Origin of the sequence: Streptomyces rectiviolaceus (assembly GCF_039533825.1) — a bacterium.
Classification (GTDB): domain Bacteria; phylum Actinomycetota; class Actinomycetes; order Streptomycetales; family Streptomycetaceae; genus Streptomyces; species Streptomyces rectiviolaceus.
In genome coordinates this window covers 16,717-35,446 of sequence record NZ_BAAAUG010000078.1, presented here as the reverse complement: position 1 = coordinate 35,446, position 18,730 = coordinate 16,717, and the positions used below count along the sequence as shown (strand labels likewise).

The 18,730-nt window shown below is 70.7% G+C and carries 12 protein-coding genes and 1 pseudogene; all 13 read left to right on the top strand.

Annotated elements, in window-relative coordinates:
• Window positions 1-2,184: an NAD-dependent DNA ligase LigA gene (gene ligA / locus ABD378_RS22605; RefSeq protein ID WP_344522989.1), complete on the top strand. Its 2,184-nt coding sequence runs from the start codon at window positions 1-3 to the stop codon at window positions 2,182-2,184.
• Window positions 2,185-2,433: 249 nt separating this feature from the next.
• Window positions 2,434-4,833 carry a putative bifunctional diguanylate cyclase/phosphodiesterase gene (locus ABD378_RS22600; RefSeq protein ID WP_344522987.1) on the top strand — a complete coding sequence of 800 codons (2,400 nt, stop codon included), beginning with the start codon at window positions 2,434-2,436 and terminating at the stop codon, window positions 4,831-4,833.
• A gap of 150 nt (window positions 4,834-4,983) precedes the next feature.
• Entirely contained in the window at window positions 4,984-5,280 is a 297-nt protein-coding gene (gene gatC, locus ABD378_RS22595) for an Asp-tRNA(Asn)/Glu-tRNA(Gln) amidotransferase subunit GatC (protein WP_016642027.1), read from the top strand.
• Window positions 5,281-5,286: 6 nt separating this feature from the next.
• Complete coding sequence (gene gatA / locus ABD378_RS22590) at window positions 5,287-6,792, top strand: Asp-tRNA(Asn)/Glu-tRNA(Gln) amidotransferase subunit GatA (RefSeq protein ID WP_344522985.1); 1,506 nt, start codon at window positions 5,287-5,289, stop codon at window positions 6,790-6,792.
• Between the two features lie 5 nt (window positions 6,793-6,797).
• Entirely contained in the window at window positions 6,798-7,031 is a 234-nt protein-coding gene (locus ABD378_RS22585; protein WP_160507363.1) for a hypothetical protein, read from the top strand.
• 16 nt (window positions 7,032-7,047) lie between these two features.
• Window positions 7,048-8,559, top strand: coding sequence for an Asp-tRNA(Asn)/Glu-tRNA(Gln) amidotransferase subunit GatB (gene gatB / locus ABD378_RS22580; protein WP_344522984.1), 1,512 nt, complete (start codon window positions 7,048-7,050; stop codon window positions 8,557-8,559).
• Between the two features lie 221 nt (window positions 8,560-8,780).
• Entirely contained in the window at window positions 8,781-10,034 is a 1,254-nt protein-coding gene (locus tag ABD378_RS22575; RefSeq protein WP_344523084.1) for an SLC13 family permease, read from the top strand.
• Between the two features lie 143 nt (window positions 10,035-10,177).
• Window positions 10,178-12,283, top strand: a complete 2,106-nt coding sequence (locus ABD378_RS22570) for a phosphocholine-specific phospholipase C (RefSeq protein WP_344522982.1) — start codon at window positions 10,178-10,180, stop codon at window positions 12,281-12,283.
• Window positions 12,284-12,496: 213 nt separating this feature from the next.
• Entirely contained in the window at window positions 12,497-14,770 is a 2,274-nt protein-coding gene (locus ABD378_RS22565; protein WP_344522980.1) for an MMPL family transporter, read from the top strand.
• Window positions 14,739-15,332: a GNAT family N-acetyltransferase gene (locus ABD378_RS22560; RefSeq protein ID WP_344522978.1), complete on the top strand. Its 594-nt coding sequence runs from the start codon at window positions 14,739-14,741 to the stop codon at window positions 15,330-15,332. Before ABD378_RS22565 ends, ABD378_RS22560 begins: the two co-directional genes overlap by 32 nt.
• A gap of 35 nt (window positions 15,333-15,367) precedes the next feature.
• Window positions 15,368-15,979 (top strand): hypothetical protein, encoded by a 612-nt coding sequence (locus ABD378_RS22555; RefSeq protein WP_344522976.1) that lies wholly within the window; start codon window positions 15,368-15,370, stop codon window positions 15,977-15,979.
• 199 nt (window positions 15,980-16,178) lie between these two features.
• Entirely contained in the window at window positions 16,179-16,364 is a 186-nt protein-coding gene (locus ABD378_RS22550) for a hypothetical protein (RefSeq protein WP_344522974.1), read from the top strand.
• Window positions 16,364-18,730 (top strand): annotated as a pseudogene (locus ABD378_RS22545) (ATP-binding protein); the annotation flags it as partial. The gene ABD378_RS22550 and the pseudogene ABD378_RS22545, both read left to right, overlap by 1 nt.

Sequence of the window (18,730 nt, the reverse complement as noted above, 5' to 3'; positions counted from 1 at the left end):
GTGGCTGTCGAACAGCAAGGCTCTGTGCCCGCCGAGGCACGGGATCAGCACGCCCAGCTGGCCGAACAGATCGAGGAGCACCGCTTCCGGTACTACGTGAACGACCAACCGGTCGTCAGCGACGCCGAGTTCGACAAGCTCCTTCGCTCGCTCGAGGCCCTGGAAGAGCAGTATTCGGAGCTTCGTACGCCCGATTCGCCCACCCAGAAGGTCTCCGGGGCGTACGAGACCGAGTTCACCTCGGTCCAGCACCGCGAGCGCATGCTCTCCCTGGACAACGCCTTCGACGACGAGGAGCTCGCCGCCTGGGCCGACCGCGTCGCCAAGGAGGTCGGCACAAGCGACCACCACTTCCTGTGCGAACTGAAGGTCGACGGCCTCGCCGTGAACCTCACGTACGAGGACGGCAAGCTCACGCGCGCGGCGACCCGTGGCGACGGCCGCACCGGCGAGGACATCACGCCGAACGTCCGCACCATCGCGGACATCCCGGACCGCCTCAAGGGCGACAAGATCCCCGCCCTGGTCGAGATCCGCGGCGAGGTCTTCTTCCCCATGGAGAAGTTCGAGGAGCTGAACGCCCGCCTGGTGGAGGCGGGCGACAAGCCCTTCGCCAACCCGCGCAACGCGGCGGCGGGTTCACTGCGCCAGAAGGACCCGCGCGTCACGGCGACGCGCCCGCTGCACATGGTGGTGCACGGCATCGGCGCCCGCGAGGGCTTCGACATCGACTGCCTCAGCCACGCCTATGACCTCCTCCACGACTGGGGGCTGCCCACCGCCCAGCACAACAAGGTGGTCCAAGGGCTCGACGGCGTGCGGGAGTTCATCACGTACTTCGGCGAGAACCGCCACTCCGTGGAGCACGAGATCGACGGCGTCGTCGTGAAGCTGGACGAGATCCCGCTCCAGGGCCGCCTCGGCTCGACCTCGCGGGCCCCGCGCTGGGCGATCGCCTGGAAGTACGCCCCCGAGGAGGTCAACACCAAGCTGGTCAACATCCGCGTGGGCGTCGGCCGCACCGGCCGCGTCACGCCGTACGCCCAGGTGGAGCCCGTCACCGTCGCGGGATCCGAGGTCGAGTTCGCCACCCTGCACAACCAGGACGTGGTGAAGAAGAAGGGCGTCTTCATCGGGGACACGGTCGTCCTGCGCAAGGCGGGCGACGTCATCCCGGAGATCCTCGGCCCCGTCGTCGACCTGCGCGACGGCACCGAGCGGGAGTTCGAGATGCCCGCCGAGTGCCCGGAGTGCGGGACGGCGCTGCGGCCGATGAAGGAGGGCGACATCGACCTCCGTTGCCCCAACGCCCGCTCCTGTCCTGCCCAGTTGCGCGAGCGGCTCTTCTACCTCGCGGGCCGCAAGAGCCTGGACATCGAGAACTTCGGGTACGTCGCCGCGGCCGCGCTCACCAAGCCCCTGGAGCCGTCCGAGCCGCCGATCGTGGACGAGGGCGACATCTTCGACCTCACCATCGAGCGGCTCCTGCCGATCAAGGCGTACGTACTGGATCAGGACAGCGGTCTGCCCAAGCGGGACCCCAAGACGGGCGAGGAGAAGATCGCCACGGTCTTCGCCAACCAGCAGGGCGAGGCCAGGAAGAACGCCGTGTCGATGCTGGAGAACATCGCGGCGGCCAAGGAGCGCCCGCTCGCGCGGATCATCACGGGCCTCTCCATCCGCCACGTCGGCCCGGTCGCCGCGGAGGCGCTCGCCCGTGAATTCCGGTCCGTGGACCGGATCGAGCAGGCCACGGAGGAGGAGCTTGCCGCCGTCGAGGGCGTGGGACCGACCATCGCCGCCTCCCTGAAGCAGTGGTTCGAGGAGGAGTGGCACCGGGAGATCCTGCGCAAGTGGCGCGCGGCCGGGGTCCGCATGGAGGAAGAGGGCGGGGGGCAGGACGAGGGGCCGCGACCGCTCGAAGGCCTCACCGTCGTCGTGACCGGAACGCTTGAGCACCACACGCGGGATGGCGCAAAAGATGCGTTGCAGAGCCGGGGAGCAAAGGTGACCGGTTCCGTTTCGAAGAAGACAGCTTTCGTAGTAGTGGGTGACAATCCCGGATCTAAGTACGACAAGGCGATGCAGCTGAAGGTTCCGGTTCTCAACGAGGAAGGCTTCGCCGTCCTGCTGGAACAGGGGCCGGACGCGGCAGCGGAAGTCGCGCTTCCGACCGAGGAGTAGCGGTTGAAGGCCACCCGTTCAGCGCATACCAGATGCATACGGGTGGCCGGGTCGCATTCGGGCAACCGTTGTGGACCGCTGCCCGTAGAAGCCTTCTGCGGCCTACTGTTGAGGTGTGCGCCTGCCGTGCCCCGCTGCGATTGGGGTATCCCCTGCTCACCGGGAGCACGGGGAAGGAGTTTCAGACGCGGCTGACTTCTGGACCGAGTCCGCGTGGCGTGGGCACCGCCGGCTGTGAGAGGGACGGGAATGGAACCGACCGAGAGCGCCGCACCGGACTCCCGGCTGCGCGCGCGCCTGCGGCGCGGACCGGGCGCGTGGCTCAGCGGACGCAGAGCGGCACGGGAGGCACGCGAAGCCGAGAGCAGGCTCCCCGCCGTCCCGAGCACCGCAGTTGAGCGACGCGAACGCGCATGGAGCACCGTCGGCGGGTACGGCGCACAGGAACTCGGCGTGGGCGAGGCCTCGGGCGCCAGGGACGCGGCCGGGTCTTATTCCGCCAAGTCCGGCGCCGACGGGCGGCGCAGGACGCTCTGGCGCGGCGCCGAGGCGCACGACGCGGACGACGGGTCCGGCGAGCGCGACCCCTGGCCGGTGCTTCCGGTTGCCGTCGTGACCATCGCCGCCGTGGTGCTCGGCACCGGCTTCTTCCACGCGTTCACCGGACGCGACGCGCTGTTCCCCTCCGGCACGGTCGGCTGGTCCCTCGCCGTCCTCACGGGCCTCATCGTCGGCCACCTCGTCGCGCTCGGCCGCGACCGCTGGTGGGGCGGCACAGGATCGGGCGGCGCGCTCACCGTCGCCGTGCTCCTGCTGTACGGCTGGGTGCCCGCGGGAATGGTCAGCCTCACCGTCGTCGTCCTGGTCGGCATCGCGCGCCGCCACCGCTGGCGCCAGGGCATCCTGCACGGCGCGGTCGACATCCTCGGCTTCGGCGCGGGCGCGCTCGCCATGGCCGCGTTCGGCACGGCGCCGTCGGCGCAGTCGCCCTGGCTGCCGGAGACCTGGGACCTGTACTCGGCCCCCGAGGTGGCGCTCGCCGCGGTCGCCTATCTCGTCGTCACCCGCGTCCTGCTCTGGTACGTCCACGCGCCGCGCACCGGCGCCCTGCCCACGGTCACCCGAACCGCCCTGGTCAGACAGGGACTCGTCGGCATCGCGCTGCTCGGCATCGCCCCGCTGATCTGCGTGGTCGCGGCCTCGACGCCCATCCTGCTTCCGCTCTTCGCGATCCCCCTCGTCGCGCTCGACTCGACGCTGTGGATCGCGCGGGCCAGGGCCGAGGAGCAGCTGCGCGACCCGCTCACCGGGCTGCCCAACCGGCAGTGGCTGCTCGAACGGACCTGGACGGCCCTGGACGATGCCGAGCGGATCGGGGCGCGATCCGCCCTGATGCTGATCGACATGGACCGCTTCCGTTCGGTGAACGACACCCTGGGCCACCTCGCCGGCGACCGTCTGCTCCTGCAGATCGCCGACCGGCTGCGGCTCGCCTTGCCGCGCGGCGCGGAGGCCGCACGGCTCGGCGGTGACGAGTTCGCCGTCCTGCTGCCGGTCGCCGACTCCACCACATCGGCCACCCGCGTGGCCCGGTCGCTGGTCGCCGCCCTCGGCTCGCCCCTCGACCTCGACGGCCTGACGCTGGTCCTGGAGGCCAGCGCCGGGCTCGCCGTCTTCCCCGACCACGCGATGGACGCCGAGGGCCTGCTGCGGCGTGCGGACGTCGCGATGTACCAGGCCAAGCGGGACCGCACGGGCGTCGAGGTGTACGAGTCCAAGCGCGACTCCAACACCCCTGACCGCCTTGGCCTGTTGGGCGATCTGCGCCGGGCGCTGGACGCGGGAGACGTCGAGCTCCACTACCAGCCGAAGGTCCAGTTCGACGGGCGCGTCGCGGGGCTCGAGGCGCTGGTCCGGTGGGTGCACCCCGAGCGCGGGAAGGTGCCGCCGGACGAGTTCATCGCCATAGCCGAGTCGTCCGGGCTCATGCCGCACCTGACGGAGTACGTCCTGGAGACGGCGCTCGGCCAGGTGGCGAAGTGGCAGGCGATGGGGCTCAAGGTCCCCGTCGCGGTGAACGTGTCGCCGCGTGACGTCCACACGCCCGGTTTCGCCGGAGCGGTCGCGGCACGCCTCGCCCGGCACGGCGTCCCGGCGGGGGCGCTGCAGTTGGAGATAACGGAGCACGTCCTCCTTGAGGATCCCCAGCGGGCCGCGGACACGCTGGCCGGGCTGACCGGCCACGGCGTCAAGATGTCGCTCGACGACTTCGGCACGGGGTACTCGTCCCTGGTGCATCTGCGGCGGCTGCCGGTGAGCGAGCTGAAGATCGACCGGTCATTCGTGGCGCGGCTCGCCATCGACAACGAAGACGCGGAGATCGTCCGCTGCACGGTCGACCTCGCGCACTCCCTTGGGCTGCTCGTCGTCGCCGAGGGCGTCGAGGACGACGAGACGTGGGAGCGGTTGCGCGATCTGGGGTGCGACGCGGTGCAGGGCTGGCTGGTCGCCGCGGCGATGCCGCCGGACGAGACGACCGCCTGGCTGCGGGCGCGGGGTTCGCGTGGATGGCGCAGGCCGGTCGATGTCGCCGCGGAGGAGGCGGCTGCCGCGGCGGAGGCCGAGGCCGGGGCGGACATCGCGAAGTAGCCGCGGGGCGATCGGGCGGGCGGCCGGTCCCGCGGGGACCCCGCGGGGAGCCGCCAAGGCCACCGCCGAGGGAATCCGTTTCACGTGCAGGGGGTGCGGCCCCATAGGATTGGGCCACAAACCACACACTCACCCCCAGAGGATCGCCGCATGCCTGGCATTACGCGCGAGGAGGTCGCCCACCTCGCCCGCCTAGCACGTCTTGAGCTGAAGGACGAGGAGCTCGACCACTTCGCCGGACAGCTCGACGACATCATCGGCGCGGTCGCCCGCGTCTCCGAGGTCGCCGACCAAGACGTACCGCCGACCTCCCACCCGCTGCCGCTGACGAACGTCATGCGCGCGGACGAGGTCCGTCCGTCGCTCACCCCCGAGCAGGCGCTCTCCGGAGCCCCGGCCCAAGAGCAGCAGCGTTTCAAGGTGCCGCAGATCCTGGGGGAGGACTAACCCACCATGACGGACAGCAAGATCGACATCATCAGGCTCACCGCCGCCGAGATCGCCGCCAAGATCGCCTCCGGCGAGCTCACGGCAGTCGAGGTCACCGAGGCCCACCTCGCCCGCATCGAGGCCGTCGACGAGAAGGTCCACGCCTTCCTGCACGTCGACCGCGAGGGCGCCATCGCGCAGGCCCGCGCCGTCGACGCCAAGCGGGAGAAGGGCGAGAAGCTCGGCCCGCTGGCCGGCGTCCCGCTCGCCCTCAAGGACATCTTCACCACCGAGGGCATTCCGACCACGGTCGGTTCCAAGATCCTCGAGGGCTGGATCCCGCCGTACGACGCGACCGTCACGCGCAAGCTGAAGGCAGCCGACGTCGTCATCCTCGGCAAGACCAACATGGACGAGTTCGCCATGGGGTCCTCCACCGAGAACAGCGCGTACGGCCCCACCGGCAACCCCTGGGACCTCACCCGCATCCCCGGCGGCTCCGGCGGCGGCTCCAGCGCCGCCCTCGCGTCGTACGAGGCCCCCCTCGCCATCGGCACCGACACGGGCGGCTCCATCCGCCAGCCCGCGGCCGTCACCGGCACGGTCGGCGTCAAGCCCACCTACGGCGGCGTCTCGCGCTACGGCATGGTGGCGTTCTCGTCCTCCCTCGACCAGGGCGGCCCCTGCGCCCGTACGGTCCTGGACGCGGCGCTCCTGCACGAGGTCATCGCCGGGCACGACGAGCTCGACTCCACGTCCATCGACGCCCCGGTCCCGGCGGTCGTCGAGGCGGCCCGCAACGGCTCCGTACAGGGCATGCGCGTCGGCGTCGTCAAGCAGTTCGCCGGTGAGGGCTACCAGGCGGGTGTCGTCCAGCGCTTCCAGGAGTCGGTGGCGCTGCTCAAGGAGCTCGGCGCCGAGATCGTCGAGCTCGACTGCCCGTCCTTCGACCTGGCGCTCTCCGCGTACTACCTGATCGCGCCCTCCGAGTGCTCATCGAACCTCGCGCGCTTCGACGCCATGCGCTACGGCCTGCGCGTCGGCGACGACGGCACGAAGTCCGCCGAGGACGTCACCGCGCTGACCCGCGAGGCGGGCTTCGGCGACGAGGTCAAGCGCCGCATCATTCTGGGCACGTACGCGCTGAGCTCCGGCTACTACGACGCGTACTACGGAAGCGCCCAGAAGGTCCGCACGCTGATCACGAAGGACTTCGAGAAGGCCTTCGAGCAGGTCGACGTGATCGTCTCGCCCGCGACGCCGACCACCGCCTTCCCGATCGGCGAGCGCGCCGACGACCCGATGGCGATGTACCTCGCGGACGTGTGCACCATTCCGTCGAACATGGCGGGCAACGCCGCCATGTCGCTGCCCTGCGGCCTCGCGCCGGAGGACGGCCTGCCCGTCGGACTGCAGATCATCGCCCCGGCCATGAAGGACGACCGCCTTTACAAGGTCGGCGCTGCCGTAGAGGCCGCCTTCGTGGAAAGGTGGGGTCACCCGCTGCTTGAGGAGGCACCGTCACTGTGAGTCCCATGACTGCCAAGGCCAAGGGCTTCAAGAAGTCCAAGCCCGGCGCGTACCTGTCGATCGCCACGACCGCCTTCGGCGCGGTCTCCGTCGTCAAGCAGGCCCGGATGGCCCGCAAGGACAACGACACGCTCCGGCTCATCGACGCCGCTGTCTCCGCCGCCGCCATCGCCACCGGCCTCGCTCTGCTCCTTCGTGAGCTGAAGAAGCTCGGCGACGACGACGTCCTGCTGGGTTGAGAGGGAAAGTTTCACCGTGACTGTCACGACTGACCTGGTGTCGTACGAGGAAGCCCTCGCGACGTACGACCCCGTCATGGGCCTTGAGGTCCATGTCGAGCTGGGCACCAAGACCAAGATGTTCTGCGGCTGCTCCACCGAGCTCAAGCAGGGCGCCAACAGCCAGACCTGCCCGACCTGTCTCGGACTGCCCGGCGCGCTGCCGGTCGTCAACGAGATCGGCGTCGAGTCCGCCATCAAGATCGGTCTCGCGCTGAACTGCGAGATCGCCGAGTGGTGCCGCTTCGCCCGGAAGAACTACTTCTATCCGGACATGCCGAAGAACTTCCAGACCTCCCAGTACGACGAGCCGATCGCCTTCAACGGCTATCTGGACGTCCAGCTGGAGGACGGCGAGGTCTTCCGCGTGCAGATCGAGCGCGCCCACATGGAGGAGGACACCGGCAAGTCCACGCACGTGGGCGGCGCGACGGGCCGTATCCACGGAGCGTCGCACTCGCTCCTGGACTACAACCGCGCCGGCATCCCCCTCATCGAGATCGTCACCAAGCCGATCGAGGGCGCGGGCGAGCGGGCTCCCGAGGTCGCCAAGGCGTACGTCGCAGAGCTGCGCGAGGTCATCAAGGCGCTCGACGTCTCCGAGGCCCGCATGGACAAGGGCCAGATGCGCTGCGACGTGAACCTGTCCCTGCGCCCGCACGGGCGCGAGGAGTTCGGTACGCGCTCGGAGACGAAGAACGTCAACTCGCTCCGTTCCGTCGAGCGTGCGGCGCGCTTCGAGATCCAGCGCCACGCGGCCGTCCTGAACGGCGGCGGAACGATCGTCCAGGAGACCCGTCACTTCCACGAGGAGGACGGCTCCACGACGTCGGGCCGCATCAAGGACAACGCCGAGGACTACCGGTACTTCCCGGAGCCCGACCTCGTCCCGGTCGCCCCGGCCCGTACGTGGGTCGAGGAGCTGCGTGCCGGGCTCCCGGAGATGCCGCGCGTGCGCCGCAACCGCCTCCGCGAGGAGTGGGGTGTCTCGGAGCACGACATGCAGTCGATCCTGAACGCGGGCGCGGTCGACCCGATCGTCGCCACCATCGAGGCGGGCGCCGACTCGGCTGCCGCGCGCAAGTGGTGGATGGGCGAGATGGCCCGCAACGCCAACGAGACGGGCAAGGCGCTCGACGAGCTGCCGGTCACGCCGGTGCAGGTCGCGCGGGTCGCCGAGCTCGTCGCCAAGGGTGAGCTGAACGACAAGCTGGCCCGTCAGGTCTTCGAGGGCGTCCTGGCCGGCGAAGGCACGCCGGACGAGGTCGTCGAGAAGCGCGGCCTGAAGGTCGTCTCCGACGAGGGCGCCCTGACGACCGCCGTGGACGAGGCGATCGCGGGCAACCCCGCCATCGCCGACAAGATCCGCAGCGGCAAGGTCGCGGCGGCCGGTGCGCTGGTCGGCGCGGTCATGAAGGCGACCCGGGGCCAGGCCGACGCGGCCCGCGTCAAGGAACTGATCCTGGAGAAGCTGGGCGTGGAGGGCTAGCCCCTCCGGCTCGTACGGGATCCAGGGCGGCGCACCTCTCGCGGGGGCGCCGCCCTGCGCGTGCGCCGGCCTGAACCGCCGCTTCGCGGCGGATCTTTCCCGCCCGCCCACCCGATTGCCCCGGAGCGATCGAGTAGGTGGGCGGGGCGCTGTCAGTCGTTGCTCCATGGGGAGCATCCGTCCCGCCGAACCACGCCCCACCCGGGCCACGGAGCGTCCCCCTGAACACCGTCACCGCCGAGATCCTCTCCGTGGGCCTGCTGCTAGCCGTGCTCGCGTTCGCCGTCATACGGCCCCGGCAGTGGCCCGAGGCCGCCGCCGCGCTGCCCGCTGCCGCGCTTGTCGTGGGGCTCGGGGCCGTCTCGCCGCGGCACGCGCTCGCGGAGGTCCAGAGCCTGCTGCCGGTCGTGGGGTTCCTCGCGGCCGTGCTCGTGCTCGCTCAACTCTGCGCGGACGACGGCCTCTTCGCCGCCGCCGGGGATCTTGTCGCCCGGCTCTGCGGTGGACGGACCCGGGCGCTGCTCGGCGGGGTCTTCGGCGTCGCCGCCGCGATCACCGCGGTGCTGAGCCTGGACGCCACCGTCGTGCTGCTCACCCCGGTGGTGTTCGCCACCGCCGCGCGCGTCGGGGCCAGGCCGCGCCCGCACGTCTACGCCACCGCCCACCTGGCCAACTCGGCGTCGCTCCTGCTGCCCGTCTCCAACCTCACCAACCTCCTCGCCCTCACCGCGAGCGGGCTGACCTTCACGCGGTTCGCCTTCCTGATGGCGTTGCCGTGGCTGGTCGCCATCGGCATCGAGTACGCGGTGTTCCGGCGGTACTTCGCGGCCGATCTGGACGCGGGCGCCCTTGAGCCCAAGGAGACCGAGCCGACCGACGTCCCGGTGTTCACCCTGGTCGTACTCGGGCTCACGCTCGCCGGGTTCGCCGTGACCTCCCTCGCGGGCCTCGAACCCCTGTGGGCCGCCCTCGCGGGGGCGGCGGTGCTCGCGGTCCGTGCGCTGCTGCGCAAACGTACGACCGCCGCCGGAATCGTCCGCTCCGCGAGCCCGCTGTTCTGCCTGTTCGTGCTCGCCCTCGGCATCGTCGTCAAGGCGGTCGTCGACAACGGCCTCGGCTCCGGGATCGAGTGGCTCCTGCCCGACGGCGCGTCGCTGCCCGCGCTGCTGGCCGTGGCGGCCGTCGCCGCCGTGCTCGCCAACCTGATCAACAACCTGCCCGCGATCCTCGCCCTGCTGCCCGCCGTCGCCCCCGCGGGCCCCGGCCCCGTCCTCGCCGCGCTGATCGGCGTCAACATCGGCCCGAACCTGACGTACGTCGGCTCGCTCGCCACCCTGCTGTGGCGCCGCATCCTGCACGACCACGGCACGGACGCCGAGTTGGGGACCTTCACCCGCCTCGGTGCGCTGACCGTGCCGGCCACGCTCGCGGCGTCGACGGTGGCCCTCTGGGCGGGACTGCGGATCGGCTCCTGAGCACCGGCGTCCGATGCCCCGCACATCCGTTCACGTCGACTTCGTCCCCAAGTCTTCACAGGGAAACCAGACTTCACTAGCGTCCCGGCCGAGAGGTCAATGGATCAGCAGAGAACCATTGGCCGTCGACTGGAGGTCGTTACGTGTCCCCGGAGATTTCGCGCAGGCGGCTGATGGCAGTCGGCGGTGGCGCACTCGGCGCCGCCGCCGTCGGATCCTTCCTGCCGCCGTCGTTGCAGCAGGCACTGGCACAGGACCGGCACAAACCCGGCAGCGGCGGGCTCGACTCGATCGAGCACGTCGTCATCCTGATGCAGGAGAACAGGTCCTTCGACCACTACTTCGGCGCCCTGCGCGGCGTACGCGGCTTCGGCGACCGCAACGCCGTCCAACTCCCGGGCGGAAAGTCTGTGTTCGAGCAGCCGGGCGTGCTGCGCACCGTCATGCCCTTCCCCGTCCGCGAGGCCGCAGCGGCGCAGAAGAAGGACCTGCAGTACATCGGCGCCCTCGACCACTCCTGGAGCGGCGGCGCCAAGGCCTGGCACGACGGCTGGATGGACGGCTGGATCACCGCCAAGACCGCCGCGACGATGGCGTACTACACGCGCGACGACATCCCGCTGCACTACGAACTCGCCGACACCTTCACCGTCTGCGACGCCTACCACTCGTCCATCCACACCTCCACGAGCCCCAACCGCAACCACCTGTGGAGCGGGAAGACCGGCTTCGAGGCGAACGGCAAGCGGGCCGTCGAGAACGACGCGTACGACGAGGGCAAGCACCCCGGATACGACTGGGGGACGTACGCCGAGCGCCTGGAGAAGGCGGGCGTGAGCTGGCAGACGTACACGGAGTGGGAGAACTTCACCGACAACCAGATCGAGTTCTTCACCACCTTCAAGGCCATCGCCCGCAAGGTCCTCGCCAAGACCGGCCTCACCTTCATGGAGGCGTTCTACGCGAAGGTGCGCGACGCCAAGGACGACGCCGAGCGCGAGAAGCTGCTCGCCACCCTTGAGGAGGGCGTCGCCACCCTCACCAAGACGGAGAAGTCACTCTTCGAGCGCGGCCTGCGGCGCGTGCCCACCGGCAAGCTCGCCGATGAGTTCGCCAAGGACGTCGCGGGCGGCAAGCTGGCGAAGGTGAGCTATCTGGTGCCGTCCGCCCTGGACTCCGAGCACCCCAGCGTCTCCTCGCCGATCCACAGCGCGACCATCGTCTACAAGGTCCTCGACGCGCTCGCGTCCCACCCCGAGGTCTGGCGCCGCACCGCCGTCTTCATCAACTACGACGAGAACGACGGCTTCTTCGACCACGTACCGCCGCCCGTGCCCGGCGGCGACAGCGACGAGGCGAAGGAGGAGCGCTGGGAGGGGAAGCCCACCGGCCTCGGCGCGCGCGTCCCCATGCTCGTCGTCTCGCCCTGGACCATCGGCGGCTACGTCTCCTCCGAAGTCTTCGACCACACCTCCGTCGTGCGCTTCCTGGAGAAGTGGACCGGCGTGCAGGAGCCCAACATCAGTGCCTGGCGCCGCAAGGTGACCGGCGATCTCACCGGGGCCTTCGACTTCAAGCGCGGCCACCGGCAGCCCGAGGTCGAAAAGCCCGGCGCCATCCCGGAGTTCAGCGGCCGCTGGTCACCGCAGCCGCCCCTGAAGCAGTCCATGCCGGTCCAGGAGCCCGGCACCCGCCGCGCCCGCCCGCTGCCCTACCAGCCCGACGCGTACGTGAAGCCGGGCGAGAGCGGTGCTCTCTCGGTGCGGCTGCGCAACGGCGGCCGCTCCAGCGCGCACTTCGCGCTCTATCCGTACGCCGGTGAGTTCGCGGTCCCGCAGCACCAGGACGTCGCGCGCGAGGGCTCCTGGACCGTTCCGGTGGCCAAGGACGCGTACGCCTTCACGATCACGGGGCCGAACGGCTTTAGGCGCGAGTTCGCGGGCGGCAAGGACGGCAGCGCACAGCTCGCCTCCGCGATCACCCGTCGCGAGATCCACGTCACACTGGCCAATCGGGGCCGCAAGGAACTCGTCTTCACCGTCAAGCCCGTCGGATACGTGGATGAGGGCGACGTAAGGAAGCGGACCAGAGTCGTCCGCGTCAAGGGGGGCGGCAGCCGCACGATCGCCTGGCACACGGACGACGAGCACGGCTGGTACGACGTTCAGGTGACGGCGGCGGGTGAGCCTGATTTCCGGCGTCGTCTGATGGGACACATAGAGAACGGACGCGCGAGCGTATCGGGCTGAACCACCGGTTCCCAGGGTGTGCGAGGTCCCGATGGGGCCTCGCACACCTCTTGTGCCCTTGTGAGGAAAGCCACGAACCGGACCAACGATCTCCAGCTCCTGTCAAAGTACCTCTGGCGTTTATGTCATCGCTCATGCGTTCTTTGCGGGCTGTTCAGTTCATTCCAGACTGTTCCCGATAAAGATCCACGAACCACATCAGGGAGCCGGTCAGTGGCAGCACTCGCACGGTGGTGTGTGAAGCACCGCCTCCTGGCAGTACTGCTCTGGCTCGTCACCCTCGGCGGCGCGGCGACCGCCGCGGCCGTCGCCGGATCCTCGTACTCGAACGACTACGACGTGCCCGGCACCGAGTCCGGCCGCGCGACCCAGCTCCTGAACGAAGGCTTCGAGGGCCTCGGCGGCGACAGCAACACCGTCGTCTGGCGGACCGAGGCGGGCACGACGGTGCGCGCTGCCGACGTCGAACAGACGATGACCGACACCCTCGACAAGATCGAGGACATGCCCGCGGTCGCCTCCGTCGGCAGTCCGTACGACGAACAGGGCTCCGCACAGATCAGTGACGACGCGCGCATCGCGTACGCGACCGTCACCTTCCGCGAGCAGGCCGACGCCATCGACAAGGCGGACGCACAGGCCCTCGTCGACACCGCGAAGGCCGCCGAATCGGACAGCCTTGACGTCGAGCTCGGCGGCAGCGCCGTCGGCCTCACCGAGTCCAAGAGCGCGCAGACCGCCGAGATCGTCGGGGTCGCCGTCGCCGCCGTCGTGCTCTTCCTCGCCTTCGGCTCGCTCGCCGCCTCGATCCTGCCCATCGCCACGGCGCTGGTGTCGGTCGGCACCGCGTACGCGGGCATCGTGCTCCTCGGGCACTTCATGACCGTCGCGGACTTCGCCCCGATGCTGGGCACCCTGATCGGGCTCGGCGTCGGCATCGACTACGCGCTGTTCATCGTGACCAGACACCGCAAGGGCCTCAAACAGGGCCTGCCGGTGGCCGTCGCCGCGGAACGCGCGGTCGCCACCACCGGGCGCGCGGTCGTCTTCGCGGGCGCCACCGTGTGCATCGCGCTGCTCGGCATGCTCATCCTGCGGCTCAGCTTCCTCAACGGCGTCGCGATCGCCGGATCGCTGACCGTGCTCCTCACGGTCGCCGCGTCGGTGACCCTGCTCCCCGCCCTCCTGGCCTGGATCGGCCCGCGCGCGCTCAGCCGCCGTGAACGGCGCGCCCTCGCCGAGCACGGCCCGGCCCCGGAGGTGCCGACCGGGCTCGCCGCCCGCTGGTCCGCCTTCGTGGAGCGGCACCCGAAGCTGCTCGGCGGCGTCGCCATCGCCGTGATGGCGCTGCTCGCCCTGCCCACGCTCTCCCTGCACCTGGGCACGTCCGACCAGGGCAACAGCCCGGCGTCGGCCACCACGCGGCAGGCCTACGACCTGCTCGCGGACGGCTTCGGCCCCGGCGTGAACGGCCCCCTCACGCTCGTCACCGAGGTCGGGGGAGCGGGCGACCGGCTCGCCCTCACCAACCTCGTCCCCACGCTCGAGTCCACCGAGGGCGTCGCCTCCGTCAGCCCCGTCACGTACGACGCCGACGGCACGGCCGCCCACATCACCGTCGTACCGGACTCGTCCCCGCAGTCCGAGCGGACCAGCGACCTTGTCGACCGGCTGCGCGACGACGTGCTTCCCATGGCCGAGGCCGACACCTCGCTCGACCTGGAGGTCGGCGGCGTCACGGCGAGCTACGACGACTTCGCGGAGATCATCGTCGGCAAGCTGCCGCTCTTCGTGGGCGTGGTCATCGGCCTCGGCTGCGTCCTGCTCCTGCTCGCCTTCCGGTCCATCGGCATCCCCCTGAAGGCCGCGGCGATGAACGTTGCGGCGGTGGCATCGGCCTTCGGGGTGGTCGTCGCGATCTTCCAGTGGGGCTGGGGGAGCGAGCTGCTCGGCCTGGGCGCGGCAGGACCGATCGAACCCTTCCTTCCCGTGATCATGGTGTCCGTCCTCTTCGGGCTCTCCATGGACTACCAGGTCTTCCTGGTCAGCCGGATGTACGAGGAGTGGCTCGAGACCGGCGACAACCGGCGGGCCGTGCGGGTCGGGCTCGCCGAGACGAGCCGCGTGATCAACTCCGCGGCCGTGATCATGATTTCGGTCTTCCTCGCCTTCGTCCTGAGCGGCGACCGGGTCATCGCGATGTTCGGCATCGGCCTCGCGGCGGCGGTCGCGCTCGACGCGTTCGTCCTGCGTACGTTGCTGGTGCCGGCCCTGATGCACATGCTGGGCGGCGCCAACTGGTGGCTGCCGCGCGGCCTCGACCGCTGGCTGCCGCGCATCAGCATCGAGCCGCCGGAATGTCGTTCGAACACGGCCGTCGTGAGTGCGAGGATCCCGATGCACCGGGACACGCACGACGCACCGGCCGTGGAGCCGGACGGATCGAAGGAGCGGGATGTTCGCGATATCGCTGGGCGAGGGCGCTGAGCTGAGGCCCATCGAGCCTTGGCAGGCGCAGGAGTTCCTCACGCACATCGATCGGGCGCGGGAGTACGCGGCGCCGTGGGTGCCCCTGACCGTGCGGACGAAGGACCTCGCATCGGCGCGGGAACTGCTCCAGATGTTCGCCGACAGGCAGGCCGCCGACACGGGGCGCCTGTACGGCATCTGGCTGGACGACACGCTCGTCGGCGGCGTGCTCTTCCGGATCTTCGACACGGCCACGGAGTCCTGCGAGGTCGGCGTCTGGCTCGAGCCATCGGCCGCGGGGCGCGGTCTGATCACCAAGGCGAGCGGGGTCCTCATCGACTGGGCCGTGGACGTGCGCGGCATGCACCGCGTGGAGTGGATGGTCTCCACGGCGAACGACCGCAGCAAGGCGGTGGCCAAGAGGCTCGGGATGACCAAGGACGGGGTGCTGCGGGAGTGCTTCCCGTGGCAGGGGGTGCGGCACGACATGGAGGTGTGGTCGGTGCTCGCGCCGGAGTGGCGCAAGGCGCGTGAGGCGGAGCGTTCCGGGGGCCCGGTTCGTGGGGACGCCGCTCGTTAAGAAACTTCTCAGACTCCGTCCGTACGGTGCGGAGCATGGGAACTAAGACAGAGGACGAGAGCGCGGCCGAGGCGGCCGCAAAGCCCGCAGAGACGGAGGCCGCGGACACCACGGACGCCACGGACGCCACCAAGGTGGACGCCGTCAAGGTGGAGAAGGCCGACGTTGCCGAGGGCGCCGTCGAGGTCGACGACGCGGCTGACGACGACGCCGACGAGCTTGTCGTGGTCGACGAGGTGGCCCCGGCCAAGTCCAGCGGTGTGTTCCAGGGCGCCGCGGCCGTCGTCTCCGCCGCTCTCGGTGTGATCGGCCTGTCCGGCGGCTGGCTCGGCACGGTCGCCGCGGCCCGCTCGAACATCGTCGGGCAGCTCGAGACCAAGCAGTCGGCGAGCGTCGCCGACCAGATCCAGGCCCTGTACGGCGACTCCTGGCAGGTCACGGCGCTGATCGCCGGAGCCTTCGCGCTCGCCGCGCTGGTCGTCGGGTTCGTCGTCCTGGTCAGGCCCGCGTTCGGCGCGCCCGACCAGGTGCAGGCACCGTGGATCAAGTCGGTGGCCTGGGCGGGTGTCGCCCTGGGCGTCATCGGCCTGCTCCTTGCCATCGCCAAGTACTCGGACCTGATCTACGGACTGCCGTCGACTAGTTGATGGCAGCGCAGCCCCACCGGCGTTCAATGCCTTAGGGGGGTGGGAGAGGCCTAAGGGCCTCTCCCACCCCCCTAAGGCATCTCGCACCCTCAAGATGCGGCACTCTCCCGATGTGCCACCCCTGACTGGCAGACGAAAGTAAAGGCATCGCAGAAAGCGAAGCCGGACACCGGACGTCACACCAGCTCAGGGAGTCGAAATGTTCGAGTACGAGATGCACCAGCTCCGCGCCGCCGAACTCATCCGCGAGGCCGACCGCCGCCGCCTCCTGCGCGAGGCACGTGAGGCGAAGGCGGCGCGCGCCGACCGCCGCTCGGCCCGCCATGAATCCGAGGGGCGGGTGAGTACGACCCGGCGCAGGAGCCGCTTCACCCGGGCCGCCTGATGAGCGCGAAGGCATCGGCCCCCGGGATATCCGCTGCCGCGACGCCCGCACCCTGTGCGATGCTCACGGCTGTGGAGACCAGGTCCGTAAGCCCCGTGTTCGTCGGCCGCGCCGATGAGCTGGGCGTTCTGAACGACGCGCTCGCCCGTGCCAAGGGGAAGACCCCCGGCACGGGCGAGCCGCAGGCATTGCTGCTCGGCGGCGAGGCGGGCGTCGGCAAGACCCGCCTCATCGAGGAGTTCACCGCGGCGGCCTGCGCCGAAGGCGCCGTCGTCGCGGTCGGCGGCTGCGTCGAGATCGGCGCGGACGGCCTCCCCTTCGCCCCCTTCTCCAGCGCCCTGCGCTCGCTGCGCCGCCAGCTCCCCGACGAGGTGGACGCCGCGGCCGCCGACCAGGAGGGCGAGCTCGCCCGGCTCCTGCCCGAACTGGGCGAGGCCCCGCAGCGCCGCCGCGGCACCGACGCCCAGCACGACGAGGAAGGCATGGCCCGCCTCTTCGAGCTGACGGCCCGCCTCCTGGAGCGGCTCGCCACCGACCGCCCGGTGGTCATCGCCCTGGAGGACCTGCACTGGGCCGACGCCTCGACCAGACACCTCCTCGCCTACCTCTTCCGCACGCTGCGCAGCGGCAGCCTCGTCGTCGTCGCCACCTACCGCGCCGACGACATCCACCGCCGCCACCCGCTGCGCCCGCTCCTGGCCGAGCTTGACCGGCTGCGCACGGTGCGGCGCATCGAACTCGCCCGCTTCAGCAAGGTCGAGGTCGCCCGGCAGATGGCGGGGATCCTCAGCGCCGAGCCCGCGCAGACCCTGGTCGACGACGTCTTCGACCGCTCGGACGGCAACGCCTTCTTCGTCGAGGAGCTCGCCGTCGCCTCGCACGGCGACAGCTGCGCCAGCCTCACCGACTCCCTGCGCGATCTCCTTCTCGTCCGCGTCGAGGAGCTGCCCGAGGACACCCAGCGGGTCGCCAGGATCGTCGCCGAGGGCGGCTCGACCGTCGAGTACCCGCTGCTCGCGGCGGTCGCCGGGCTCGCGGAGGACGACCTGATCGAGGCGCTGCGGGCCGCCGTCGGCGCCAACATCCTGCTGCCTTCGCCCGACGGCGACGGCTACCGCTTCCGGCACTCCCTGGTGCGCGAGGCCGTCGGCGACGACCTGCTGCCCGGTGAACGCTCCCGGATCAGCCGCCGCTTCGCCACGGTCCTCGAAGCCGACCCCTCACTCGTCGCCGCCGACCAGCGCGCGGCCCGCCTCGCCAGCTACTGGTACCACGCGCACGACGCGGCGAAGGCCCTGCCCGCCGTCCTGCGGGCCTCCGTCGAGGCCCGCCGCCGCTATGCGTACTCCGAGCAACTGCGCCTCCTCGAACGGGCGATGGAGCTGTGGGACGACGCCCCCGAGGACATACGCCTCGAACTGCGCCCCCTCGACTACGCCGAGGTCTACCCTCCCTGCGGCTGCGACCCCGCCACCACCCCGCTGCGCTACCTCGACCTCATGGCGGAGGCCGCCGTCGCGGGACGCCTCTGCGGGGAGCGGGAACGCGCCCTGAAGATCACCAAGCGTGCCCTGCGGATCCTCGAGGACGAGCAGGATCCCCTGCGCGCCGCCTGGTTCTGGATCCAGCGCTCCCGGCTCACCTCGACGCTCGGCCGGGGCGACGGCTGGGCGGAGATCGCCACAGCCCAGGATCTGGTCCGCGGCCTCCCGCCGTCCGAGGTGCACGCCGAGGTCCTCACCAACGTCGCCTCCTGGGGCATGCTCCACAACCCAGGTGCGGAGACCTTGGCGGCGGCCCGACGAGCCGTCGAGTACGCCCGGATGGTCAAGGCCGAGGAGATCGAACTCAACGCCCGGCTCATCTACGGCGGTCTCCTGGTCGACGCGGGCGACGTCGAGCAGGGATTCGCGGAGATGTACGCGGTCAGGGACCGGTGCGTCGAGCCGCCAGGACTGGTCTCCCGGATCCCGCACATCCACGTCAACCTGCCGTCCGTGCTCGAAGGCGTCGGCCGGTCCCTGGAGGCCCTCGAGGTCGGCGACCAGGGCCTCGCGCTCTGCCGGAAGTACGGACTCACGGACACCGAGAGCTGGGTCCAGGTCAACAAGGCGGAGACCCTTGACTCGCTGGGCCGTTGGGACGAGGCGGTCGACGCCTCCGAGGCGGCTCGCCGTGGTGCGCTCAGCGTCAAACCGCGGGGCGGCGCGGCCCTGCGGCTCGCCTGCATCGCCCTGGGCCGCGGCGACGTGTCCGAAGCCGCCGCCCAACTGGCCGTGGCCCGCGGCAACTACGGCCTGCACCACGCCCTCATGCCGCAGTACTCCCTGCCCATGGTCACCGCCGCCCTCGGCATCGCGGCGGGC